The 25036-nt window shown below is 75.9% G+C and carries 18 protein-coding genes; 7 read left to right on the top strand and 11 right to left on the bottom strand.

What is annotated here, in order from left to right:
- Positions 1-6 precede the first annotated feature (6 nt).
- From cobA to E4A51_RS16465, 6 genes are read right to left on the bottom strand one after another with little or no spacing between them, the layout of a single operon-like run.
- Entirely contained in the window at positions 7-1206 is a 1200-nt protein-coding gene (gene cobA / locus E4A51_RS16485) for a uroporphyrinogen-III C-methyltransferase (RefSeq protein ID WP_134852395.1), read from the bottom strand.
- Positions 1203-2651, bottom strand: a complete 1449-nt coding sequence (locus E4A51_RS16480) for a sulfate adenylyltransferase subunit 1 (protein WP_134852394.1) — start codon at positions 2649-2651, stop codon at positions 1203-1205. The genes cobA and E4A51_RS16480 overlap by 4 nt, the downstream gene beginning before the upstream one ends.
- Positions 2651-3583 (bottom strand): sulfate adenylyltransferase subunit CysD, encoded by a 933-nt coding sequence (gene cysD / locus E4A51_RS16475; protein ID WP_134852393.1) that lies wholly within the window; start codon positions 3581-3583, stop codon positions 2651-2653. The genes E4A51_RS16480 and cysD overlap by 1 nt, the downstream gene beginning before the upstream one ends.
- The gene (locus E4A51_RS16470) at positions 3580-4293 is read right to left on the bottom strand and encodes a phosphoadenylyl-sulfate reductase (protein WP_134852392.1); all 714 of its coding nucleotides are present in this window, start codon (positions 4291-4293) and stop codon (positions 3580-3582) included. The genes cysD and E4A51_RS16470 overlap by 4 nt, the downstream gene beginning before the upstream one ends.
- Positions 4290-4448, bottom strand: coding sequence for a hypothetical protein (locus tag E4A51_RS18455; protein ID WP_163274735.1), 159 nt, complete (start codon positions 4446-4448; stop codon positions 4290-4292). Before E4A51_RS18455 ends, E4A51_RS16470 begins: the two co-directional genes overlap by 4 nt.
- A complete protein-coding gene (locus tag E4A51_RS16465) occupies positions 4445-6115 on the bottom strand; it encodes a nitrite/sulfite reductase (RefSeq protein WP_134852391.1) in 1671 nt (556 codons plus the stop codon). The genes E4A51_RS18455 and E4A51_RS16465 overlap by 4 nt, the downstream gene beginning before the upstream one ends.
- A 350-nt stretch (positions 6116-6465) precedes the next feature.
- Between E4A51_RS16465 and zapE the strand changes: the two genes are divergently transcribed.
- The 6 genes from zapE to E4A51_RS16435 all read left to right on the top strand — a co-directional run bounded on the left by zapE (position 6466) and on the right by E4A51_RS16435 (position 15501).
- Positions 6466-7515, top strand: a complete 1050-nt coding sequence (gene zapE, locus E4A51_RS16460; protein ID WP_240696523.1) for a cell division protein ZapE — start codon at positions 6466-6468, stop codon at positions 7513-7515.
- 625 nt (positions 7516-8140) lie between these two features.
- On the top strand, positions 8141-8929 hold the full coding sequence (locus E4A51_RS16455) for a sirohydrochlorin chelatase (protein ID WP_134852390.1): 789 nt from the start codon (positions 8141-8143) through the stop codon (positions 8927-8929).
- A 165-nt stretch (positions 8930-9094) separates the two neighbouring features.
- Complete coding sequence (locus tag E4A51_RS16450; RefSeq protein WP_070320529.1) at positions 9095-9730, top strand: GTP-binding protein; 636 nt, start codon at positions 9095-9097, stop codon at positions 9728-9730.
- A gap of 259 nt (positions 9731-9989) precedes the next feature.
- The gene (locus E4A51_RS16445) at positions 9990-10760 is read left to right on the top strand and encodes a hypothetical protein (protein WP_134852389.1); all 771 of its coding nucleotides are present in this window, start codon (positions 9990-9992) and stop codon (positions 10758-10760) included.
- Entirely contained in the window at positions 10757-12850 is a 2094-nt protein-coding gene (locus E4A51_RS16440; RefSeq protein WP_134852388.1) for a YhgE/Pip domain-containing protein, read from the top strand. Before E4A51_RS16445 ends, E4A51_RS16440 begins: the two co-directional genes overlap by 4 nt.
- Before the next feature lie 71 nt (positions 12851-12921).
- Positions 12922-15501 (top strand): LuxR C-terminal-related transcriptional regulator, encoded by a 2580-nt coding sequence (locus tag E4A51_RS16435; protein WP_134852387.1) that lies wholly within the window; start codon positions 12922-12924, stop codon positions 15499-15501.
- A gap of 39 nt (positions 15502-15540) precedes the next feature.
- On the opposite strand, the gene E4A51_RS16430 is transcribed toward E4A51_RS16435, so the two are convergent.
- The 5 genes from E4A51_RS16430 to E4A51_RS16410 form a co-directional block, all read right to left on the bottom strand.
- The gene (locus E4A51_RS16430) at positions 15541-16038 is read right to left on the bottom strand and encodes a DUF1269 domain-containing protein (RefSeq protein ID WP_070319121.1); all 498 of its coding nucleotides are present in this window, start codon (positions 16036-16038) and stop codon (positions 15541-15543) included.
- A 131-nt stretch (positions 16039-16169) separates the two neighbouring features.
- A complete protein-coding gene (gene treZ / locus E4A51_RS16425) occupies positions 16170-17960 on the bottom strand; it encodes a malto-oligosyltrehalose trehalohydrolase (RefSeq protein WP_134852441.1) in 1791 nt (596 codons plus the stop codon).
- A gap of 85 nt (positions 17961-18045) precedes the next feature.
- Entirely contained in the window at positions 18046-20556 is a 2511-nt protein-coding gene (gene treY, locus E4A51_RS16420; RefSeq protein ID WP_134852386.1) for a malto-oligosyltrehalose synthase, read from the bottom strand.
- Positions 20553-22745: a glycogen debranching protein GlgX gene (gene glgX, locus E4A51_RS16415; protein WP_070319088.1), complete on the bottom strand. Its 2193-nt coding sequence runs from the start codon at positions 22743-22745 to the stop codon at positions 20553-20555. The genes treY and glgX overlap by 4 nt, the downstream gene beginning before the upstream one ends.
- A gap of 77 nt (positions 22746-22822) precedes the next feature.
- Positions 22823-23629, bottom strand: coding sequence for a transglutaminase family protein (locus E4A51_RS16410; protein WP_070319089.1), 807 nt, complete (start codon positions 23627-23629; stop codon positions 22823-22825).
- 205 nt (positions 23630-23834) lie between these two features.
- Here E4A51_RS16410 and E4A51_RS16405 point away from each other — a divergent pair, with 205 nt between their 5' ends.
- Positions 23835-25010 (top strand): glycosyltransferase family 2 protein, encoded by a 1176-nt coding sequence (locus E4A51_RS16405; RefSeq protein WP_070319090.1) that lies wholly within the window; start codon positions 23835-23837, stop codon positions 25008-25010.
- Positions 25011-25036 lie beyond the last annotated feature (26 nt).

Raw genomic sequence — 25036 nt, 5'->3', positions numbered from 1 at the left:
GCCAGGTTACGAGCGGCCGAGCGTCGCGGCGAGCGCGGCCACGTCGCCCACGACGACGACCGCGGGGTTGCGCACGCCGACCTCCCGGGCGCGGTCGGCGATCGTCGCGGCCGTGCCGAGCGTCGTGCGCTGCGTCGGCAGCGTGCCGTCCTCCACCACCGCGACCGGCGTCGTGGCCGCGAGGCCGTGACCGACGAGCCGGTCCATGTGCTCACCGAGCCGCCCGACGCCCATGAGCAGCACGAGCGTGCCGCGCAGCCGCGCGAGCGTCTCCCAGTCGGTGTCGGCGTCGTGCGCCGACACGACCGTCACCTGGCGCGCGAGGTCCCGGTGCGTCACCGGCACGCCCGCGGCGCCCGGCACCGCGATCGCGCTCGTGACGCCCGGCACGACCTCGACGTCCACCCCGGCGGCGAGGCACGCCGCGAGCTCCTCGCCACCACGTCCGAGCACGAACGGGTCGCCGCCCTTGAGCCGCACGACGCGCTGCCCGGCCCGCGCGCGCTCGACGAGCAGCCGGTTGATCTCGTCCTGCGTGAGCGTGTGCGCGTGGGGCGCCTTGCCCGCCTCGACGACCTCGACGCCCGGCTCGAGCTCGTCGAGCAGCGCGCGCGGCGCGAGCCGGTCGACCACCACGACGTCGGCCTCGGCGAGCGCCCGGCGTCCACGGGTCGTGATGAGCCCCGGGTCGCCGGGACCGCCGCCGACGAGCGCCACGTGACCCGCGCCCGCGCGGTGCCGGCGCACCGGCAGCGCGCCCGTGTCCAGCAGGGTCTGCAGGGCCGCGCGCAGCGCGAGCGCCCGGCGCGGGTCGCCCCCCGCCGACACGGCGACCGTCACGTCGCCCGCGCGTGCGACCGCCGGGGTCCACGCGGTCGACGACGCCGCGTCGTCGGCGCGGACGCACCACGTGCGTGCGGCCTGCGCGTCGGCGGACACGGTCGCGTCGGTGCGCGGGTCGCCGGTCGCGGTGTGCACGAGCCACGCACCGTCCAGGTCGCCGGGCGCGTACTCGCGCGCGAGCCACGTGACGGCGCCGGCGGCCGCGAGGTCCGCGAGGTCCTCGCACAGCGCGGGCGCCACCACGCGGACCGCACCGCCGTCCGTCAGCAGCGAGCGCACGCGGCGGGCCGCGACCGGACCACCGCCGACGACCACGACCAGCCGCCCGGTGACGTCCAGCAGCAGCGGGTGGCGCGGGCTCATATCCCGGCCCCCGCGAGCCAGTCGTCGTCGCGCTCGTCCGGGCGCACGGGCGCCAGCCGGTCCAGCAGGGTCGGTCCGACCATGCCCGCCGCGAGGGTCGAGCCGTCCGTCGGGTCGACGAGGAGGAAGCCCCCCGTGCGCCGGTGCGTCGCGTAGTCGTCGAGCACGACGGGCTCCGCCAGGCGCAGCCGCACCCGTCCGATCGCGTTCAGCCCGAGCGAGCGCGGTGCGGCCTCGCTCGACGTGTCGGTCGCGTCGATCGTGCGCACGGTGTCGACCGGGTCCCACTGCTCGACGGTCAGCGTGTCGACGTCGAGCCGCGCGTCGACCTCGCGCAGCAGCCCCCGCACCGTGCGGGTGCCGATGCGCACGAGCACGCGGGCACCCGGCACCGACCTGCGCTCCGTGAGCCAGCAGACCGTGCCGACCAGGTCCTGACCCGTCGGCACGGCCTCGTCGGCGGGGACCAGGACGTCGCCGCGCGCGACGTCGACGTCGTCGGCGAGGCGCACGGTGACCGACCGCGGGGCCTCCGCCGCCGCCAGCGGGCCGTCGAACGTGTCGATGCCGACCACGCGGCTGGTGCGCCCGGACGGCAGCACGCGGACCGCGTCACCCACGCGCACGACGCCCGACGCGACCTTGCCCGCGTACCCGCGGTAGTCGGGGTGCTCGGGCGTGCGCGGCCGGATCACGTACTGCACGGGCAGGCGCAGCGGCTCGGTGCTCGCGTCGCGCGCGACCGGGACCGCCTCGAGCAGCTCGAGCAGCGTCGGGCCGTCGTACCAGGGCGTGCGTGCCGACCGCTCGACGACGTTGTCGCCCTCGAGCGCCGACAACGGCACCGCGTGCACCTCGGGCAGCCCGAGCACGCGCGCGTGGTCGGCGAACTCGCGCGCGATCGACCGGAACGTCGCGGCGTCGAAGCCGACCAGGTCCATCTTGTTGACCGCGAGCACGACGTGCGGCACGCCCAGCAGCGCCGTCAGCGCGGCGTGCCGACGCGTCTGCTCCAGGACGCCCTTGCGCGCGTCGACCAGCACGATCGCGAGCTCGGCCGTCGACGCGCCCGTGACCATGTTGCGCGTGTACTGCACGTGCCCCGGGGTGTCCGCCAGCACGAACGCGCGGCGCGCGGTCGAGAAGTAGCGGTACGCGACGTCGATCGTGATGCCCTGCTCGCGCTCGGCGCGCAGGCCGTCGGTCAGCAGCGCGAGGTCGACCGCGCCGCCGTCGCCGCCGCGTGCCGCGGTCGCGCGCTCGACGGCGGAGAGCTGGTCGGCCAGCACCGACTTGGTGTCGTAGAGCAGCCGCCCGATGAGCGTGCTCTTGCCGTCGTCGACCGACCCCGCGGTCGCCAGGCGCAGCAGGTCGCGGCGGGCGTGCCCGTCGTCGACACCGGGTGCCGGTGCGTCGAGGACGTCGGCGGGTGCGTGCGTGCCCATCAGAAGTACCCCTCGCGCTTGCGGTCCTCCATGGCGGCCTCGGAGGCCCGGTCGTCCGCGCGGGTGGCCCCGCGCTCGGTGAGGCGGCTCGCGGCGACCTCGGCGATGACGTCGGCGACGGTCCCCGCGGTCGAGTCGACCGCACCCGTGCAGCTCATGTCGCCGACCGTGCGGTAGCGCACGCGGCGCCGCTCGACCGGCTCGTCGGGGCGCGGCCCGCCCCAGTCGCCCGCGGTCAGCCACATGCCGTCGCGCGCGAAGACGTCCCGCTCGTGCGTGTAGTAGATCGACGGCAGGTCGATCCGCTCGCGCTCGACGTACCGCCACACGTCCAGCTCGGTCCAGTTCGACAGCGGGAAGACGCGCACGTGCTCGCCCGGCCCGTGGCGGCCGTTGTAGAGGTCCCACAGCTCGGGACGCTGGCGGCGCGGGTCCCACTGCCCGAACTCGTCGCGCAGCGAGAACACGCGCTCCTTGGCGCGCGCCTTCTCCTCGTCGCGCCGCCCGCCGCCGAACACGGCGTCGAACCGGTGCGCCGTGATCGCGTCGAGCAGCGGCACGGTCTGCAGCGGGTTGCGCGAGCCGCCCGGCCGCTCCACGACCCGGCCGTCGTCGATCGCGTCCTGCACGCTCGCGACCACGAGCCGCAGGCCGAGCTCCGCGACGGTGCGGTCGCGGTACTCGATGACCTCGGGGAAGTTGTGCCCGGTGTCGACGTGCATGACCGGGAACGGCACGGGCGCGGGCCAGAACGCCTTGCGCGCGAGGTGCAGCATGACGATCGAGTCCTTGCCGCCCGAGAACAGCAGGACGGGGCGCTCGAACTCGCCCGCGACCTCGCGCATCACGTGGACGCCCTCGGACTCGAGCGCGTCGAGCTGCGTGAGCCGGGCCGGCGTCGTGGCCGGCTGGGAGGTGGTCGTCGTCGTCATGTGTGCAGCCCGCATTCCGTCTTGTTCCTGCCCGCCCAGCGCCCCGCGCGCGGGTCCTCGCCCGGTGCCACCGCGCGCGTGCACGGCGCGCACCCGATCGACGCGTACCCCAGCTCGCGCAGCGGGTTGAGCACCACGTGGTGCTCGGCGACGTACGCGTCGACGTCGTCCGCGGTCCACGCGGCGAGCGGGTTGAGCTTGACCTTGCCGCGCCGCGCGTCCCACCCGACGACCGCGATGTCGGTGCGCGTCGGCGCGTCCTCGCGGCGCATGCCCGTGATCCACGCGGCGTACGGTGCGAGGCCGCGCTCGAGCGGCTCGACCTTGCGCAGCGCGCAGCACAGGTCCGGGTCGCGGTCGTGCAGCCGCGGGCCGTGCTCGGCGTCCTGCTCGGCGACGGTCCGCAGCGGCAGCACGGTGCGCAGCCGCACGTCGGTGAACGCCGCGTAGTAGTCGCGCGTGCCGATGGTCTCGGCGAAGTGGTAGCCCGTGTCGAGGAAGATCACGTCGATGCCCGGCGCGGCCTTGGCGGCGAGGTCGACGAGGACCTCGTCGCCCATCGACGACGCCAGCACGAGGTCGTCGCCGAACGTGTCCCGCGCCCAGCGCAGCACGTCGCCCGGGTGGGCGCCCTCGAGCTCGTGGCCCGCACGCTCGGCCAGCGCGCGCAGCTCGTCGGCCGACAGGCCCGCGGCCGCCGGCGCGCTCACCGCGCCACCAGCCCGACGAAGCGCAGCGCGAACGCCCGCGCGCACGTGCGGCACTCCCACTGCCCGTGGGTCTCGCCCGCGGGCCACAGGTCCTCGCCCGCGCAGAACGGGCAGTAGTACGGCACCGCGCGCTGCCCGGCGTCGCTCGCGCTCATCGCAGGTCCTCCTCGTCCGCCCGCTGCACCCACTGCGCGAACAGCTCGCCCTCGGTGCGCTGCTCGTCGAACCGGCGCGTGACGCGCTCGACGTAGTCGGGGAGCTCCGCGGCCGGCACGCGCAGGCCGCGCAGCGTCTTGCCCAGGCCGCTGGTCAGGCCCAGCCCGCCCCCGAGGTGCACCTGGTAGCCCTCCTCGCCGCCCGCGAGCGCGCCCTTGAGGCCGATGTCGGCGGTCTGGATGCGCGCGCACGAGTTGGGGCAGCCGTTGAGGTTGATCGTGATGGGCTGGTCGAACGTCGGCAGCCGGTCCTCGAGCTCGCCGATCAGCGCCGCCGCGCGGCCCTTGGTCTCGACGATCGCGAGCTTGCAGAACTCGATGCCGGTGCACGCGAGCGTCCCGCGCCGGAACGTCGACGCGGTCCGGACGTGCAGGCCCAGTGACTCGAGCCCGTCGACGAGCGCGTCCACGCGGCCGGCCTCGACGTCGAGCACGACGAGCTTCTGCTCGGTCGTCAGCTGCACACGGTCGGACCCGGCCTCCTCGACGAGGTCGGCCAGCGCCGTGAGCACCGGCCCGGACACGCGGCCGACCGTCGGGGCGGCGCCGACGTAGAACCGGCCGTCCTTCTGCGGGTGCACGCCGACGTGGTCGCGGCGTCCCGTCGGCGGGGGCGGCGGCTCGGGGCCGTCGGGCAGCGCGTACCCGAGGTACTCGGTCTCGAGCACCTGCCGGAACAGCGCGGTGCCCCAGTCGGCGAGCAGGAACTTCAGGCGGGCGCGCGTGCGCAGCCGGCGGTAGCCGTAGTCGCGGAAGATCCCGGCGACGCCGGCCCAGACCTCGGGCACGCGCTCGAGCGTGACGAACGCGCCGAGACGCTTGCCGAGCATGGGGTTGGTCGACAGCGCGCCGCCGACCCACAGGTCGAAGCCGGGGCCGAGCTCGGGGTGCACGACGCCCACGAACGCCACGTCGTTGATCTCGTGCGCGACGTCGTGGTGCGGCGACCCGCTGATGGCGGTCTTGAACTTGCGCGGCAGGTTCGAGAACGCCGGGTCGCCGATGTAGCGCTCGCGGATCGCGGTCACGGCGGGCGTGCCGTCGACGATCTCGTCGGCCGCGACCCCGGCGACGGGCGAGCCGAGGATGACGCGAGGCACGTCGCCGCACGCCTCCTGCGTGGTCAGCCCGACCGACTCCAGGCGTCGCCAGATCTCGGGGACGTCCTCGATCCGGATCCAGTGCAGCTGGACGTTCTGCCGGTCGGTGATGTCGGCGGTGTCGCGCCCGAACTCCTGCGAGATCCCGGCCACGGTCCGCAGCTGCGCGAGCGTGAGGGTGCCGCCGTCGCAGCGCACGCGCAGCATGAAGTACTCGTCGTCGAGCTCGTGCGGCTCGAGCGTCGCCGTGCGCCCGCCGTCGATGCCGGGGCGGCGCTGGGTGTACAGACCCCACCAGCGCATCCGGCCGCGCAGGTCGTCGGGCGGGATCGAGGCGAAGCCCTCGAGCGCGTAGACGGTCTCGATGCGGTGGCGCACGTGCAGGCCGTCGTCCTCCTGCTTGAGGCGCTCGTTGGCGTTGAGCGGTTCACGCTGGTCGAACGCCCACTGGCCCTCGGGGCGCTTGGACGGCTCGGCGAGCCGTGGGGTGGTCGTGGTCTGCGCCATGGGGCGCACCTCCGGGGATGCCGGGGCACGTGCTCACGCGTCCGCGCACGACCGTCGGCGGTCGTACGGTTCGGGCGCGGACACGCGCCCGAGAGGGACGGGGCGGGTCAGCGGGTCCGCGGACAGCACGTGAACGGGACCGTGGGGGCGCAACAGCGCCGACACGCACAGGCGGTCCCGAGGAGGTTCACGTGACGAGGGTGACACGTGTCATGACGGCCAGTCAGCAGGTGTCCGGATCGCGAGACATGTGTTCAAGGAGTGGACGGTCGTCCAGGCTCGCCGGGTCGGGCGCGGGGTTCGGCCCGGCCACGCGCCCGCCGCGGACGTGGGACGTATCCTCGACCCTCGTGACGACCGACGAGCCAGCGGGGGCGTCGGCCGCGCCGTCGCTCACCGCGCGCCACCCCCGCGTGCCTGCCGACCGGCTCCTGGCCGAGCTCGCGCCGCCCCGGCACTTCGCGCACGAGTCGTTCGACACGTACCGCCCCGACGTCGCGCACCCGTCGCAGCGGCGCGCGCTGGACCGGCTGCGCGAGGTCGCCGACGCCCTCGCCGCGCCCGCCCGTGCGGGCCGCTGGTGGCGCCGGGCGGCCGCACCCGCGGCGCCGGCCGTGTACCTCGACGGGGGGTTCGGTGTCGGCAAGACCCACCTGCTCGCGTCGCTCGCGCACGCCGTCGGGCTCGAGCGCACCGTGTACGGCACGTTCGTCGAGCTCACCAACCTCGTCGGGGCGCTGGGGTTCGCGCCGACGGTCGACGCGCTCGCCGCGCACCGCCTGGTCTGCATCGACGAGTTCGAGCTCGACGACCCCGGCGACACGGTGCTCATGTCGCGCCTGCTGCGCGAGCTGGCCGACCGCGGCGTGGCGCTCGCCGCGACGTCCAACACGCTGCCCGGCGCGCTGGGAGAGGGGCGCTTCGCCGCCGAGGACTTCCTGCGCGAGATCCAGGCCCTCGCGGCGCGCTTCGAGGTGCTGCGCATCGACGGCGACGACCACCGGCACCGGACCGTCAGCACGCACGCCGCCCGCCTCGACGACGCGGCGGTCCGCGCCGCGGTCGCGGCGAGGCCGGGTGCCACGATCGACGGCTTCGACGCGCTGCTCGACCACCTCGCGACCGTGCACCCGAGCCGCTACGGCGCGCTGCTCGACGGCGTGCCCCTCGTCGGGCTCACCGGGGTCCACCAGGTCGACCGGCAGGACGTCGCGCTGCGGCTGGTCGTGCTGGTCGACCGGCTCTACGACCGCGACGTGCCGGTCGTGCTCGCGGGTGACGACGCCGACCTGTTCACCGACGCCATGCTCGCGGGCGGCTACCGCAAGAAGTACGCCCGCGCGCTGTCGCGGCTCGCGGCGCTCACGGTGCAGGGCACCGCGACGACCGCGGCGCCGTAGCCGCGCCTGACGGACCTGCAGGTCCCGTCGCGCGCGCCGGGGCCCGTGGCGGCATGGTCGCCCGGCGCCCGGCGCCCGGCGCCCGGCGCGCGGCGCGCGGCGCGTTCTGCGGGTTCTCGTACGGGGCGTGGAATGTGCTGCCCGCACGCGACCAGGATTCCTCGGCGCGCGGAATGGTGCACGCCTGGCGTGGCCCGCCCGTCGTGCGACAACGGCCCAGCACAGGCCCCTCTTGGACGGATGTTCTCGACGGTCGTCCGTGACGCTTGTCCAGCGTCGGCGTTTGCTCGGGCATTTATCGACATGCTGTCGATATGAATCAAGAAATGTCTTCCGCCTTGTGCCGGCGCGTGATCGGCGTATCGTCGGGATCTCTCCCGTGGTGCGGGAGAACACGCAGGGGGAAGGTCGAAACCGACCATGCAAATGACATCACGAGAACGTCAGGAGCTGTTCGTCCACGCCGTGGCGCGACGGACGCGGCCGTGCCCGCCGGGCCGCGGGCGGCGCAGGCGCGCAGGGCCCGCACCGCGCGCGGGGACCGCGGCCCGGGGCGTCGGCGTGCGCGCGTCGTGCACCCGGCGCGTCCCGGCATGACGTGGGCACCCCGCCCAGCACGGTGCTGGTGGCCGGTCACGAGAGCGCGGGCGGCGCCGACCTCGAGCAGCTGAGCGCGCTGCTCCCGCAGAGCGTGGTCGCCGCGCCGGGCGGGCCCCTGGCGCGTGCCGTGCAGCGGGCGCTCACCGGGTCGCAGACCGTCGCGGTGCTGCCCATGACGTGGGGCCGCGACCCGACGACCGTGGCTGAGACCGCGCGGACGCTGCGGTGGACCGTCGAGGCCCACGGCGTGCCCGGTCGGGTCGCGCTCTGCCGGCCGTTCGGGTCGCCCGACCACCTCGTCGCCCTGCTGCGCGGGATCGCCGTGCGGACGGCCGCCGACCACCGGCGCGCGGGGATGGTGATCGCCGCGGCGCGCGCGGACCCGCGCGACGACGCCGAGCTGCACCGCTGCGCGCACCTGGCGCGCACGCACGGGACCGGCCTGGAGATCGGCGTCGCGTGCCTGGCGTCGTCGCCGGACCTGGCCCGGGCCGTCGACCGGACGCGTCGCCTCGGTGCGCGGCACGTGGTCGTCGCGCCGGCGGGCTTCGCGACGGCGTGCCCCGGTGTCGACGAGCTCGAGGACGTCGAGTTCTCCGGACCGCTGCTGTCGCCGGCCGTCGCCCTGCGGATCGTGCAGCACCGGACCTGCGCCGCGGCGTCGGCGCTTGCGCGGGGGGACGACGGCCTCGCCGCCGTGCTCGACACCGACCCGCAGGGCAAGGACGCGCGCCCGCACGGCCCGGGACGGAACGGCGGCACCGCCCGCACGGCGCACCTCCAGCACGGACCCCGGCCGGCCGCGCGCGACTGAGGTCCACCGGTGACGACCCGCGACGCCGTCACGGGCGCACGCGACCAGGTCCGCCGGCGTACGACGGTGACGCGCCGTCAGCAGCCGCGGCGGCCGCGGGACCCGGACCGACCTCGAGTCGCGCGGTGCAGGCACAGGACGACGACCAGGACGAGGAGGACGCACATGCACGACGACGTGCTGCGCATCGGGATCGGCGGAGCGGTCGGGGCGGGCAAGACCGCGCTCGTGGCGGCGCTCGTGCCCCGGCTCATCGCGGCCGGACGACACCCCGCCGTGGTGACGAACGACACCTACACCCAGGAGGACGCGCGCCACCTGCGCCGCCAGCTCGCGGGCGTGCTCGATCCTCGACGCGTCGTCGGGGTCGAGACCGGCGCGAGCCCGCACGCCGCGGTGCGGGACGACCCGACGGTGAACCTGCTGGCGGGCGCCGCTCTGCTCGAGCGGTTCCCCGACGTCGACACGCTGCTCTACGAGTCCGTCGGGGGAGACCTCACGTTCACGTTCTCGCCGGTGCTCGCCGACGTGGCCGTCTTCGTGCTCGACACCTCGGAGGGTGACGCCACGCCGCGCAAGCGCGGGCCGGCGGTCACCGCCTCGGACGTCCTCGTCATCAACAAGATCGACATCGCCGCGTACGTCCGGACCGATCTCGACGTCATGTGGGCGGACGCGCGTCGCGTGCGCGCGGGCCGCCCCGTGCGGCTCACCAACTCCCTGACGGGCGAGGGCGTGGACGACCTGCAGGACACGATCCTCGCGCTGTGGGGCGAGCGGGCGGGAGCGCTGGTGCCGTGAGCGACCAGCGCACGCCGGCCGCCGCCGAGCCCGGCCACCTCGCCTCCCGGTACGACACGCGCCGCGGGGCGCCCGGGGCACGATCGTGAGCGAGGCGCCGCAGGGGGGCGCCGTCGCTCACCGGGGTGGGGCGGGGCGCCGGGAGGGGGCGTCCCGCCCCACGCGCCGCGCGGCGCACGTCGAGCCCGCGGCCCGACGCGGCGCGCGGGGCGCGGCCGTCGACGCCTCACCGGCGCGGCTCGCGCTGCGCGACGTCCACGTGCGGGGCAGGCGCGCGCCCCTGCTGCACCTGGACGCGCTGAGCCTCGCGACCGGTGAGTGCGTGCTGGTCGCGGGCGAGCCGGGGCAGGGGCACACCGCCCTCGCGCTCGTCGCCACCGGACGCCTCGCACCCTTCACGGGCGTCGTCGAGCTCACGCGCGCCGACGGCACCACGACCTCGGACCCCGCGGTGCTGCGCGGGCTGTCGGCCGTGGTGGACCTGCCGGGCGTCACCGAGCCGGACGACACCCTGACGACGTCGACGGTCGTCGGCGAGGAGCTCGCGCTCGCGGGCGCGGCGGCGCGCCCGTCCCGCGTCCGGCGGTGGCTCGAGGCGCACGAGCTCACGTCCTACCGGGACGTCCGCATGGACGACCTGCCCGGACCCGTACGGACCGCGCTGCTGACGTCGCTCGCGATCGAGCGGCGCGGCGTCCGCTTCCTCGTCGTCAGCCTGCCCGACCGGCACGGGGGCGAGCCCGCCGCGTGGTGGGCGGTCGCGCAGGCGTGCGCGGCGCGCGGCTACGGCGTGCTCGTGCAGTGCTCGCGCTCCTCCGCGCGCGAGCTGGGCGCCGAGCTCGCGCCCGCGCGCGGCACGACCGGTCGCGCCACACCCGTCGAGTCCTTGCGCACCGGCACCGACCGTCTCGTCGCGGCGCCGGACGAGCCCGCCGCCGGCGAGCCGCGCTCACGGACCGACACCGACACCGACAGCGACACGCTGAGCGTCGACCGCGACGAGCGGCCCGCACCGGGCGGCACGCCGTGATCGCCGCGCGCCTCGCGCTGTCCGAGCTGCGTCGTCTCGCCGCCGGTACGCTGCCGCGGCTCGCGCTGCTCGCGCTCGTCGTCATCCCGTCGCTCTACGCGGGGCTGTACCTGTTCGCGAACGAGGACCCGTACGGCCGGCTCCACGACGTGCCCGCCGCGCTCGTCGTCGAGGACCGCGGCGCGACCGCCACGGACGCCGTCGACGGCCGCACGCGCGACGTCCGCTACGGGGACCAGGTCGCAGAGCGGCTCACCGGTGGAGAGGGCGGGTTCGGCTGGGTCCGCACCTCGCAGCGCGACGCCGAGGCCGGCGTGCGCTCCGGGCGCTACGACGCGGCGCTCGTCATCGGGCCCTCGTTCTCCGCCGACCTCGTGTCGGTCGCCGACTACCGGCCCCGGCAGGCGAGCCTCACGCTCCTGACGAACGACGCCAACAACTACCTCTCCACGACGATCGCCGACACGGTCGTGGGCGACGTGCGCGACGCGATCGCGACGCAGGTCGGCACGCAGGCCGCCGACGAGTTCCTGCAGGGTTTCGGGTCGATCCACACCGAGCTCGGCGCTGCCGTCCGGGGCGCCAGCGAGCTGGTCGACGGCGCGCAGCGGCTCGCGTCCGGCAGCACCGAGCTCGTCGAGGGCACCGGCCGTCTCGCGTCCGGTGCGGCGCAGGCCGCGGACGGCGCGGCGGCGCTGGCCGCGGGCACCCGCGCGCTGCCGTCGTCGGCGGGCCGGCTCGCCGACGGCGCCGGGCGCCTGTCCCAGGGGCTCGGCACGCTCCGCGACCGCACGAGCACGCTGCCCGACGACACGCGCGCGCTCGCGACCGGTGCGCAGCAGGTCGCCGCGGGCGCGGGCGAGGTCGCCGGCGTCGCCGACGAGGTCGCCGCCGGGGTGCAGCAGCTCGACGCCGCCGCGACGACCGCGCGCGAGGTGCTCGACGTCCGCCTCGCCGCGCTGGTCGACGCGGGCCGCCTCACGCAGCAGGAGGCCGACGAGGTCGCCGCGCTCGCGGCCGACGCGCTCGGCGGCGTCGACGCGCTGGACGAGGCCGTCGCTCGCGCGGCGGGACGGCTCGACGAGCTCGGCAGCGGCGCCGCCCAGGTCGCCACCGGTGCGCAGCAGCTCGCCGACGCGGCGCCCGCCCTGTCCGACGGGATCGCCACCGCGGCGGCCGGGGGGCGGCAGCTCGCGTCGGGCACGGCGCAGCTGCGGGGCGCCGCGGGCACGCTCGCCGACGACCTGGACCGGCTCGCGCAGGGCACGGCGGAGGTGTCCACGGGCGCCCAGCAGCTCGCAGCCGGCAGCGGCACGCTCGCGCAGGGCGCGTCAGAGCTCGACGGGGGGCTCACCGAGCTCCGCGACCGGCTGAGCGCCGGTCTGGGGGCCGTGCCGGACCTCGACCGTGCGACCGAGGAGGCGACCGCGCGGACCATCGCCGACCCCGTGACGATCGCCAAGGACGAGCTCGCGCGCGCGGGCAGCTACGGCGCGGGACTCGCGCCGTTCTTCCTCTCGCTCGCGGCGTGGATCGGCGGGTACGTGCTGTTCCTGCTGGTGCGGCCGTTGTCGAGCCGCGCGCTGGCGACGGGGGCGCACACGTGGCAGACGGCCGTCGGCGGGTGGCTCCCGGGCGTCCTGATCGGGGTCGCGCAGGTCACGCTCATGTACCTGCTCGTCACCTACGCGCTCGACATCGTGCCCGTGCACGGTGCCGCGACGCTCGGGCTGCTCGTGCTCGCGTCCGCCGCGTTCGTCGCGATCCTGCAGGCGCTCAACGTCTGGTTCGGGGCGGTCGGCGAGTTCCTCGGGCTGGTCCTCATGCTCGTGCAGCTCGTCACGGCGGGCGGCACGTTCCCGTGGCAGACCATCCCCGAGCCGCTGCTGTCGCTGCACCGCGTGCTGCCCATGTCGTACACGGTCGAGGGCCTGCGGCAGACGCTGTACGGCGGCGACCTGGGCACGGCCGCGAGCTACGCCGGCATCCTCGCCGCCGTCCTCCTGGCGGCTCTCGCCGCGACCGCCTGGGCGGCCCGGCGGCGCCGCACGTGGACCCCGACCCGCCTGCAGCCCGAGCTCGTGCTGTGACCGTCACCGACCGCGCCACCCGCACCGCCAGCGGGCCACCGACCGCGCCCGCACGACCCGAGGGAGGAACCGTGACCATCGCCGACCACGCGACGCCGTCCGTCGCGCGCTACGCCCGCGTCCCCGCCGCGCCGCTCGCCGTCGAGCGTCCCCGCTGCACGGCCGCGATCGCCGCGGCGGTGGTGCGGGCGCCGGTCGTGCTGGTCACCGCGCCGCCCGGCTTCGGCAAGACCACGGCCGTGAGGCGATGGGCCACGCAGCGCGGCGGCGTCGCGTGGGTCACGGCCGACGCGTTCGACGCGGACGCGTGCCGCGTGCTCGGTGCCGTGGCGCACGCGGTCGCGCGCGCCCACCCGTCCGCGCGCACGGCGGCCGTGGCCGCCGCCGACGGCGCGCCCGGGCGGATGCTGGACGAGCTCGCGGACGTGCTGGGAGCGCTGCCGTCCGGAGCAGTCGTCGTGCTCGACGACGCCCACGTGCTCGCCTCGCCGTCGGCGCGCCGTGCGGCGGCCGAGCTGCTCCGTCTCCCCGGTCCGCGCTTCGTGCTGGTGGGCCGGACGGTGCCCGACCTCGCGCTGCACCGCGCGCGCCTGGCGGGCGACGTCACCGAGGTGGGGCCCGCCGTCCTCGCCCTCACCGAGCGCGAGACCGGTGCGCTCCTGCGGGCGTGGGGTGCGCGGGCCGTCGACCCGCGCGCCGTCGCGGACGTGTGGCGGGTGACGGGCGGGTGGCCGGCAGCGGTCCGTGCCGCGTGGGCCGCCGGGCTGCTGCACCGAGCCCGTGCGGCGCGGCCCCTGCGCCCGGCGGACGTGCCGATCGGCGACTACGTGCGCGAGGAGGTGCTCGGCGGTCTGCCGCCCGCGACCGACGCGTTCCTGCGCCGTGCGTGCGTCGGTCACGTCGCCGACGCGCACGTCGCCGAGGCGCTCGTGCCGGGCGGTGCACGCGCGCTCGACGAGTGCGTCGCGCGCGGTCTGCTCCCCGCCCCGGGCGTCCGGCCGACCGCCCCGTCCGCCGCGTGGCACGACCTGCTCGCGTGGCACGTGCGCGAGCTCGTCGCGCGCACCGAGCCCGGCGTGGTCCGTGCGGTCCACGCGGTGCTCGCGCGGCAGCTGGCGGCCGTGGACGCCGACGCCGCGGTGCAGCACGCGGTCGAGGCGCACGCGCCGTCGGTCGCGACCGAGCTGCTCGCGGAGCGCTGGCCCGAGCTCCTGGCGCGCGGACGGCTCGCCGACACGGTCCGACGGTGCGCGCCGTCGCTGCGCGACGTGACCGGCGACGTGTCCGGCGACGGCGCGGGCGAGGGGACCGGTACGAGCGAGCGGCCCTCGGACGAGCTGGCGGCCGCGCAGGCCGTCGCGGAGGCGGTGCGTACGCAGCCGCGCGCGGACCTCGCGGCACGCGTGACGGAGGCCCTCGGCGGGGTGGGGCACGCCGGCGCACCGGCCGCGCTGCGGGACGCCGCACGGCGCGGCGACGCGACGGGCACCGTGCTCACGTACCTCGTGGGGCGGGCGGCCCTGCACGCCCCGGGGACGCCGCCGGTGGGCGTCCCGGGCGAACGGTGCGGCGTGGACGCGCCGGTCCTCGTGCGCGAGGCGCTCGCCGACGCGGCGGAGGTCGCCGCGGTCCGTGGCTGGCCCGTCCTCGCGCTCGCGTGCCGCGCGGAGCACGCGCTCGCGTGCGCACGCACGTCGCGACTCGGCGAGGCGCGACGCCGGGCTCGTGCCGTGCTCACCGAGGCCGCGGCGCTCGGCCCGGCCGCCGCCCCGGCCGTCGTGGCGGCGCACCTCGCGGAGGGCCTGGTGGCGTGGTGGACCGACGACGTGGCGACGGCCCGCCGCGCGCTCGCCGCGGTCCTGAGGGACGGTACCGCGCGCCCGGAGCTCGTGGCTCGGGCGGCCGCCGTGCTCGTCCACGTCGGCGTCGCGGAGGGCGACGCGGCGGGGGTGGCGTCGGCCCTCGCGACGCTCGACGCGGCACCGCCGGCCGCGCGCGGTCCCGCCGGCGTGTCGCGGCCGTTCCTCGCGGCGAGCGTGCGCCTGGCCAGCGGGGCGACCGGGGACGCGCTCGCGCTCGTCGGACGCACCGACCCGGCGTTCACGTCGGTGGCGGGGGCCTGCCGGCGCAGCGAGATGCTGCTGCGCGCGGGGGAGCGGCGTGCCGCGTGGAGCGTGCTCCCGGACGACGCCCGTCAGGGTTCCTGGCACGTCGCGGACCTGGTGGCGGTGCACGTGGCGCGCGCGCTGCTGCACGACGACCCGCGCAACGCGCACGCGGCGCTCGAGCGCGCCCTCGCCGCGTCGGCGGCCGAGGGCGTCGTCCGTCCGTTGCGCGACCGCGCGGCCGCCCTGCGGCGCCTGCTCCTGGCCCACCTGGGGCGAGGCAGCGCCCACGAGGACCTCGTGACCCGGCTGCTCACGGCCGACGGCCCGGGCGGCGTGTCGCGCGAGCCCGGGCACAGGCTCACCGAGCGCGAGCGCCACGTGCTCGCGTGCCTCCCGTCGCACATGACCGTCGGGGAGATCGGTGCCGCGCTGTTCGTGTCGCCCAACACGGTCAAGACCCACGTGCGATCCGTCTACCGCAAGCTCGGCGTCACCAGCCGGCGCGACGCGGTGCGCACCGCCGTCGAGCGCGGTCTGCTCTGACCGCGCCCGACGCCGGTGCGCCGGCGTGCCACGTCGGCGTCAGACGTTCTCCTGGAACGCCTCCCGCAGCCGCGCCTCGTCCTCGTGCGACAGGTTGGTCTGCAGCAGCTCGCCCTGGATGCCGCGCTCGCGCAGCGCGCTCACGACGCGGTCCGGCACGCTCGTGGTCGCGAGCAGGAACAGCGCCGACGTGCCCGGCGTGACCTTCTCGCGGACCGAGCGGATGAAGTCGTCGTCGATGCCGACGTCGGTGAGCGCGCCGCCCACCGCGCCTGCTGCGGCGCCGATCACGACACCGACGAGCGGCATGAAGAACAGCAGGCCGAACAGCAGACCCCAGAAGGTGCCCCCGAGCGCACCCACGGCCGCGAGGTTGTGCGCCTGGCGCGTCCGCGGCTTCTTCTTGTCGGGCTGCCACGAGACGGTCGCGGCGTCCTGGACCTGGATGAGCTCCTGCTTCTGCAGCTCCAGGAGCGCCTGCTCCGCCTGCTCCGCCCCCTCCGGGGTCTCGAACCTCCACACGCTGAGAGTGGCCACGGTCGTCTCCTCGTCGTCGCGCGCCCCCGGCACGTCGCCCGGGGGCCGTCACCCCAGGGTGGGCGCGTCGAGGGCCGCGCCGCGTCACCCGCCCCGGGTGATCCGCCGACCGCGTCGACGCGACGCGCGGGTCACGCGAGCACGACGACGGCGCGCGCGGGCACCTCCACGACGAGCGGGTCGCCGGCCGTGGCGGGCGGCCGCACGACCCCGCCGTCCCAGTCGGCGACGACGCGCACGGGCCGCTCGACCGGCACCGGGACGGCGGCGGCGACGTGCGCGAGGTTGACGACGACGCGCGCCGCACCGCGGTGCACGACGAGCACCCCCTGCCACGGTCCGTCGTCGGCACCCTGCGCGGGGTGCACGTCGACGACCGTGCGCGAGCGGTCGCCCGAACCCAGGTCCGGCACGGCGCGTCGCAGCGCCACGAGCACGCGGTACCACTCGAGCAGCCGCGCGTGCTCGGGACGTGCCGGCTCGTCCCAGTCGAGGACGCTCGCCGCGAATGTCGCCGGGTCCTGCGGGTCGGGCACGTCGACCGGGCCGCCGTACAGGTCCTGCCAGCCGTGCCCGCCGAACTCGCGGGTGCGGCCCTCGCGCACCGCCTCCGCGAGCTCGGGCTCGGGGTGGTCGGTGAAGAACAGCCACGGCGTGGTCGCGCCCCACTCCTCGCCCATGAACAGCAGCGGGCTGAAGGGGGAGAGCAGCACGAGCGCGGCCTGCGCCGCGAGCCCGCCGGCGTCGAGGCGCGTCGAGGGGCGGTCGCCGAGCGCGCGGTTGCCGACCTGGTCGTGGTTGGCGTCGAACACGACGAACCGGTGGCCGTCGACGTCCGCGGGCACGGGCGCGCCCCACGGGCGGCCACGGAACGTCGAGGGGCCGCCGTCGTGCACGAACACGCGCGTGAGCGCCGTGACCAGTGCGTCCGGCGTGCCGAAGTCGACGTAGTACCCGTGCCGCTCGCCCGTGACCAGCGCGTGCACGGCGTGGTGCACGTCGTCGGCCCACTGCCCGGTCATGCCCCAGCCGCCCGCGGCGGTGGGACGCAGGCTCACGACGTCGTTGAGGTCGGACTCGGCCACCAGGCCCAGCGGGCGTCCCAGCCGGTCGGACAGCTCCGCGACCTCGTCGGCGAGCTGCGCGAGCAGGTGGCGCGGCGAGTCGTCGCGCAGCGCGTGCACGGCGTCGAGCCGGAACGCGTCGACGTGGAAGTCCCGCGCCCACCCGAGGACCGAGTCGCAGATCCACCGGCGCACGTGCTCCGAGCCGGGGCCGTCGAGGTTGATCGCGTCGCCCCAGGGCGTCTGGTGCGTGTCGGTGAAGTACGGGCCGAGCTCGTGCAGGTAGTTGCCCGACGGTCCGAGGTGGTTGTGCACGACGTCGAGGCACACCGCGAGCCCGTGCCCGTGCGCCGCGTCGACGAACGCCTGCAGCGCGGCCGGACCTCCGTACGGCTCGTGGACGGCCGACAGCGCGACGCCGTCGTACCCCCAGCCGTGCCGTCCGTTGAACGCGGCGACGGGCAGCAGCTCGACGACGTCGACCCCGAGCGCGACGAGGTGCTCGAGGCGGTCCGCCGCGGCCGCGAGCGTGCCCTGCGGCGTGAACGTGCCGACGTGCAGCTCGTACGTCACGGCACCGCGCACGTCGACGCCGCTCCACCCGTCGTCGGTCCACGCGAACCGGTCGACGTCGAACACGCGCGACGCGCCGTGCACGCCGTCGGGCAGCCACGTGCCGCGCGGGTCGGGGCGCGGCGGCCCGCCGTCGAGCGAGAACGCGTAGTCGGTGCCGTGCGTCAGCGCGACGTCCGCCGCCCACCAGCCGTCGGGCTGGGCTTGCAGCGCCGAGCGGTCGCCCGTCGCGGGCAGCACGAGCTCGACGCGCTCGGCGAACGGCGCCCACAGGCGCGGAGTCAGTGGCACGTGGTCCCCCCCCGGGGCCTCGTCGGGACGTCGGACCGGGTCGGTCCGACGCTCAGGTCGGTGCTGCCGTCGGCGCCGGTCAGGTCGCCTCGTGCACGAGCAGCGCGACCGGCAGGCGCTCGAGGACGTCGGCCACGGGCCGGACGCCGCCGGGCAGCACCCGGTCGCCGAGGACGTCGTGCCACGTGCCCTCGGGCAGCGCGACCGTGTGGTCCGCCCACCCGCCGAGCCGCTCGACGGCCGCCGCGAGCCGGGTCGCGACCACCACGACCCGCGGAGCCCCCGCGGCCGTGCGCGCGTACGTGAGGGTGTGGCCCGAGGAGTGCGGCAGTGCGACGAACCCGGCCTCGGGCCCGACGAACGCGTCGGCGACGTCCCGTCGCACGCGCAGGGCCCGCGAGGTCACGAGCATCTTCTCGTCGGCGAGCCCCCGCGGGCCGGCGCCGTCGTCGAGCCGCGCGAGGCGTGCGGCGAGCGCGTCGGCGTCGACCGGGCGCCGGTTGTCGGGGTCGACGAGCGTCGGCCCGGGCACCTCGGTGCCCTGGTAGACGTCGGCCACCCCCGGCAGCGTGAGCTGGACGAGCTTGGTGCCGAGGGTCGCGGCACGCACGGCCTCGCGCGTGCGGGCGTCCCAGTCGCCGAGCAGGGCGAGCACGGCCGGGTCGGTGCGCGCGGTGCGCGCCGTGTCGAGCACCGCGCGCTCGTACGCCGCGTCGGGCGCCGTCCAGGTCGTGCGGGACTTCGCCTCGCGGATCGCCTTGGTGAGGTACTCCACGAGGCGGTCCTCGGCGATCGGGCCGTCGTCGGCCCACGTGCCCACCAGGGTCTGCCACAGCAGGTACTCGGTGCGCCCGTCGAGCAGCGTCCCCCGGTACCCGGCCGACGCGCGGCGCAGCTCCTCGACCAGCGCCGCCCACTCGCGCGGCAGCTCCGACAGCACGCCCAGGCGCGCGCGGGTGTCCTCGCCGCGCTTGGTGTCGTGCGTCGACAGCGTCGTCATGCCGAGCGGTGCCGTCGCCTGCGCGCGAGCCGCCCACGCCGCGAGGTCGGTCGGCGTCGTGGCGAACCGGGCGGGCTCGCCGCCGACCTCGCACAGCGCGACCAGGTGGGTCCAGCGGTAGAACGCGGTGTCCTCGACGCCCTTGGCCATGACGGCGCCGCAGGTCTGCTGGAAGCGCACGACGAGCTCGTCGCGCCGGGCGTCGCGCGTGCGACCCGCCGACCCGGCCTCGCGGCCGGACAGCAGGTCCAGCAGCACGTCCATGGTGGCCTCGCGCTCGGGGCCCGTCCGCCGCCGGGCGCGCGCGCCCGCGGCGGCGAGCACCGCGGCCGACGTGGGGGCGACCGTCTCGCCCGGCACGACGTACGCGCGGTACCGGTCGAACGCGACGAGCAGCTCGACCAGGCAGTCCTCGAGCGCGCGCCACGTGTGGTCGCGCAGCCGCAGGTCGTCGTGGCAGATCGCGGCCGCGAGGTTCGTCAGGCGGTGCACCTCGGCGTAGAGCGGCCCGTCGACGATCTCGCGCTTGGCCTGCTCCTCGACCTCCGCGAACGCGTCGGAGACGTCACCCGTGAGGCGGTGCATCACGGAGCCGAGCTGCGCCGCGCCGCCCGGGTCGACGAACGTCTGCTGCACGCGCCACAGCGCCTCGTACCCGGTGGTGCCGGCCGTCGCCCAGTCGTCGGGCAGCTCCTCCTCGCCCGCGAGGATCTTCTCGACCACGACCCACGCGCCGTCGGTCGCCTCGCGCAGCCGCGCGAGGTACCCCGCGGGGTCGGCCAGGCCGTCGGGGTGGTCGATGCGCAGGCCGTCCACGACGCCGTCGCGCAGCAGCCGCAGCGTGAGCGCGTGCGTCGCGTCGAACACGTCCGGGTCCTCGACGCGCACCGCGACGAGCGTCCCGACGTCGAAGAACCGCCGATAGTTCAGCTCCTCGTCGGCGACCTTCCAGTACGCGAGCCGGTAGTGCTGCCGTTCGACCAGCTCGGCCAGCGGCAGCGCCTCGGTGCCCGCCCGGACGGGGAACACGTGGTCGTGGTAGCGCAGCACGGTGGACGGGCCGACGCCGGGCACGTCCTCCTCCACGAGCCGCAGCTCGTCCGCCGCGAGCACGGCGCCGATGCGGTCGCCCAGCACGGGCATGAGCACCGCGCCGTCGCCCGCCGACCAGTCCACGTCGAACCACGCCGCGTACGGCGAGTCGGGGCCGTCGGTCAGCACGGACCACAGCGCGCGGTTGTGCCACACGGGGGTGGGCACGGCCATGTGGTTCGGCACGACGTCGAGCACGAGGCCCAGGCCCGCGTCGTGCGCCGCCGCGGCGAGCCGCCGCAGCCCGTCCTCGCCGCCGAGCACGTCGGACACCCGGTCGTGGTCGACCACGTCGTACCCGTGCGTCGACCCGGGGGCCGCCGTCAGCACGGGGGAGAGGTACACGTGCGTGACGCCGAGCGACGCGTAGTACGGCACGCGCGTCGCGACGTCGTCGAACGTGAGGTCGGCCCCGAGCTGCACGCGGTACGTCGAGACCGGGACCGGGTGCCCCGGCCGCACCGTGCGACGCTCGGGGACCGCGCGGTCCTCGCTCACACCTGCCCCTTGGCGATCCGCGTCGCCTCGCGGCCCGCGCTCGCGGCCGCGCCGCTGCCCGAGGCCCCGGGCAGCTCGCGCTCCGGCGGCCGGGTGAACAGCACCATCGAGCGCGGCGCGAGGGTCACGCGGCCGCGCGACCGGACCTCGCGCCCCGCCTTGACCTGGCCGTCGGTGTCGAGCACCGCCGTCCACACCGCGCCGTACTCCGCACCGGGCAGCTGGAACTGCTTCTTCTCCCAGTGCGAGTTGAACAGCAGCAGGAACGAGTCGTCGACGACCTCCTCGCCACGCGCGTCGGGCTCGTCGATCGCGTCGCCGTTGAGGAACACCATGACCGCGAACGCGTGGTCGGAGCCCCACGCCTCGTCGGACATGTGCGCACCGGACGGCGTCATCCACGCGATGTCGCGCAGGTCGGACTCGCCGCCGTGCTCGGCGGCGCCGGCGAAGAACCGGCGCTGCCGGAACACGGGGTGGTCGCGGCGCAGGTGGACGACGCGCCGCGTGAACTCGTGCAGCGACTGCTGCGCCTCGTCCAGGTCCCAGTCCACCCACGTGATCGGGTTGTCCTGGCAGTAGCCGTTGTTGTTGCCGCCCTGCGTGCGGCCGAGCTCGTCGCCGTGCGCGAGCATCGGCACGCCCTGCGAGAGCAGCAGCGTCGCGAGGAAGTTGCGCTGCTGGCGCGCGCGCAGCCGCTCGACCTCGGGGTCGTCGCTCGGGCCCTCGACGCCGCAGTTCCAGGACCGGTTGTGGCTCTCGCCGTCGCGGTTGTCCTCGCCGTTCGCCTCGTTGTGCTTGTCGTTGTACGACACGAGGTCGCGCAGCGTGAAGCCGTCGTGCGCCGTGACGAAGTTGATGCTCGCGATGGGGCGGCGGCCGGTGTGCTCGTAGAGGTCCGACGAGCCCGACAGGCGGCTCGCGAACTCGCCGAGCGTCGACGGCTCGCCGCGCCAGAAGTCGCGCACCGTGTCGCGGTACTTGCCGTTCCACTCGGTCCACAGCGGCGGGAACCCGCCCACCTGGTACCCGCCCTCGCCGAGGTCCCACGGCTCGGCGATGAGCTTCACCTGGGACACGACCGGGTCCTGGTGGACGAGGTCGAAGAACGCCGACAGGCGGTCGACCTCGTGGAACTGACGTGCGAGCGTCGCAGCGAGGTCGAACCGGAAGCCGTCGACGTGCATCTCGGTGACCCAGTACCGCAGCGAGTCCATGATGAGCTGCAGCACCGCGGGCGAGCGCATGAGCAGCGAGTTGCCCGTGCCCGTGGTGTCGAAGTAGTGCGACGGGTCGTCGTCGACCAGCCGGTAGTACCCCGCGTTGTCGATCCCGCGGAAGCTCAGCGTCGGGCCCATGTGGTTGCCCTCGGCGGTGTGGTTGTAGACCACGTCGAGGATGACCTCGATGTTCGCCGCGTGCAGCGCCTTGACCATCGACTTGAACTCCTGCACCTGCTGACCCGCGCCGGTCATGGAGGAGTAGCCGTTGTGGGGCGCGAAGAACCCGATGGTGTTGTAGCCCCAGTAGTTCGACAGCCCCTTCTCCTGCAGCGAGGGGTCGTTGACGAACTGGTGCACCGGCATGAGCTCGATCGCGGTCACGCCCAGGTCCGCCAGGTGCTCGATGACCGCGGGGTGCGCGATCCCGGCGTACGTGCCCCGCAGCTCCTCCGGCACCGCCGGGTGCTGCATCGTCAGGCCCTTGACGTGCGCCTCGTACAGGATCGTCTCGTGGTACTGGTGTCCCGGCGGGCGGTCGTGGCCCCAGTCGAAGAACGGGTTCACGACCACCGACGTCATGGTGTGCGCGGCGGAGTCCGACTCGTTGCGCGTGTCCGGGTCGCCGAACGTGTACGAGTAGAGCGACGGGTCGCCGTCGATCTGGCCGTCGATGGCCTTCGCGTACGGGTCGAGCAGCAGCTTCGACGGGTCGCAGCGGTGCCCCTGCGCGGGGTCGTACGGGCCGTGCACGCGGTACCCGTAGCGCTGGCCGGGCGCGATCTGCGGCAGGTAGCCGTGCCAGACGAACGCGTCCACCTCGGGCAGGTCGACGCGCGTCTCGGAGCCGTCGTCGTCGAGCAGGCACAGCTCGACCCGCTCGGCGACGCCGGAGTACAGGGCGAAGTTGGTCCCCGTGCCGTCGTACGTGGCGCCGAGGGGGTAGGGGCGTCCGGGCCAGATCTGCATGGGCTCAGAGTGCCAGCAGGGTCCGACCTCGGCTCATCGAGCGCGTGTGGGCGGGGTCACAGCACGCGGACGGGCGTTCAGGCGAGCGTCACGAGGTCCCGCACGTCATCATCCGGCAGCGCGTCGGCGACGGCCGTCACCTCGAGCGTGCGCAGCGCGGCGACGCCCCCGTGCACGGACAGGAACGCCGTGTCGGACGCGTCGCGGCCGGTCGCGATGCGCACGAGCGAGCCGCGCGGCGCGAGCGTGGTCGCGTCCACGACGCACCACCGGCCGTCGACGAGCGCCTCGGCGACCGCGTGCAGGTCCATCGGGTCGAGCCCGGGCGCGTACGCCGACGCGACGCGTGCGGGCACGTCGAGCGCGCGCAGCAGCGCGACCACGAGGTGCGCGTAGTCGCGGCACACGCCACGTCGCGCCAGCAGGGTGCGCACGGCACCGTCGGTGGGCAGGCTCGACCCCGGCACGTACGCCAGCCGCGTGCCGACCCACGACGCGACCGCCGCGAGCAGGTCGGCCCCCGCCAGCCCGGCGAACTCGGCGCGCGCCGTGGGCGCGAGCACGTCGGACTCGCAGTACCGGCTCGGACGCAGGTACAGCAGCGCGTCGGCGTCGTCCTGCGGCGGCGAGCCGGCGCCCGTGGGCGTGGCCGGGTCGGCGACGGTGGCCCGGTAGGTGACGGCCAGCTCGCCGGGTCCCGCCTCGAGCACGTGCAGCCGCGTGCCGTGCGCGTCGCGCACCTCGCGCACGTCGACGGCGCGCCCGTCCGACCTGACGTCGAGGTGCTCGTCGTCGGGCGCCGCGTGCGCCGCGGCGACCTCGAGGACGAGCCGGGCGGACGCGGTCACGTCCAGGACGAGGTGGGTCGAGACGTCGCGTCGCACGCGGTCAGCCTGGCAGCAGCCCGCGGCGCTGTCGCGCCGGGGCTGGCGTCCCCGGTCGGCCGCCGGGGACGGTGCGCGGCGCGGCCTGGGGTGAAGCGTTTAGTCCCGACGTCGCCCGGTGCGCGCCCAGGTCCGTCGGCTACCGTGGCACGACCGCGCCGACGGCGACGCGGGACACGACAGCGACCACGAGCGAGGCCCAGCCATGACCGCAGCGCCCGAGCCGACGGGCCCGCAGGTGACCGTCGTGGTGCCGACGTTCAACGAGGCACCCAACGTCGCCGAGCTCGTGCGGCGCGTCGGCGTCGCGACCCGCGGCCTGGACGCCGAGCTGCTGTTCGTCGACGACTCGCGGGACGGCACCGCCGACGAGGTGCGTCGGGTCGCTCCCGGCGCCGAGCTGCCCGTGCGGGTCGTCCACCGCGACGTGCCGACCGGGGGCCTGGGCGGCGCCGTGCTCGAGGGCCTGCGGGCCTCGCACGCGCCGTACGTGCTGGTCATGGACGGCGACCTGCAGCACCCGCCCGAGCTCATCCCCACGATGGTCGCCCGCGCGCGCGAGCCCGAGGTCGACGTGGTCGTGGCGTCGCGGTACGTCGGCGAGGGCTCGAGCGCCGGCCTGGCGAACGCGGCGCGGCAGGCGGTGTCGTCGACGTCGACCGCGGTGACCCGCGCGATGTTCCCGGTGCGCCTGCGGGACTGCTCCGACCCGATGACCGGCTTCTTCGTGGTCCGCCGCGCGGCGGTCGACGTCGACGCGCTGCGGCCGCGGGGCTTCAAGATCCTGCTGGAGATCCTCGCCCGCCACCCGATGCGCGTCGTCGAGGTGCCGTTCGTGTTCGGCGCCCGCTACGCGGGCGAGTCCAAGGCGAACCTCGCGCAGGGCCTGCACTTCCTGTGGCAGCTCGCGGGCCTGCGCTTCGGGCGCATGTCGCGGTTCGCGATCATCGGCGGCCTCGGCGCGCTCGCCAACATCGCGATCGTCGCGCTCCTGACGTCGCTCGGCATGACGTGGCTGCCCGCCGCGATCGTGGCGGCCGAGGCGACCATCGTGGGGAACTTCCTGCTGCAGGAGCGGTTCGTGTTCCGCGACCTGCGCGACGAGGGCAAGGGCGCGTGGGCCCGCTTCGGTCAGTCGTTCACGTTCAACAACGTCGAGACGGTCGTGCGGATGCCGGTCATGGCCGTGCTGGTCGAGACGATGCACGTCGCCGCGGTGCTCGCGACCGCGATCACCCTCGTCGTCGCGTTCGTCGTGCGGTTCACGTTCCACTCGCGGATCGTCTACCGGCCGCGTGCGTCGTCGCGGCGCGCGCGCATGGTCGAGCGCGAGGCCGAGCAGGCCGGGCCGCCCCCCGCGCCCTCGTCCGAGCACGTCTGACCCCGCGCCCGTCCGGGCGTGGGCTC

Origin of the sequence: Cellulomonas sp. HD19AZ1 (assembly GCF_004535805.1) — a bacterium.
GTDB classification, from domain to species: domain Bacteria; phylum Actinomycetota; class Actinomycetes; order Actinomycetales; family Cellulomonadaceae; genus Cellulomonas; species Cellulomonas iranensis.
This window is presented reverse-complemented; position numbering and strand designations above follow the sequence as displayed.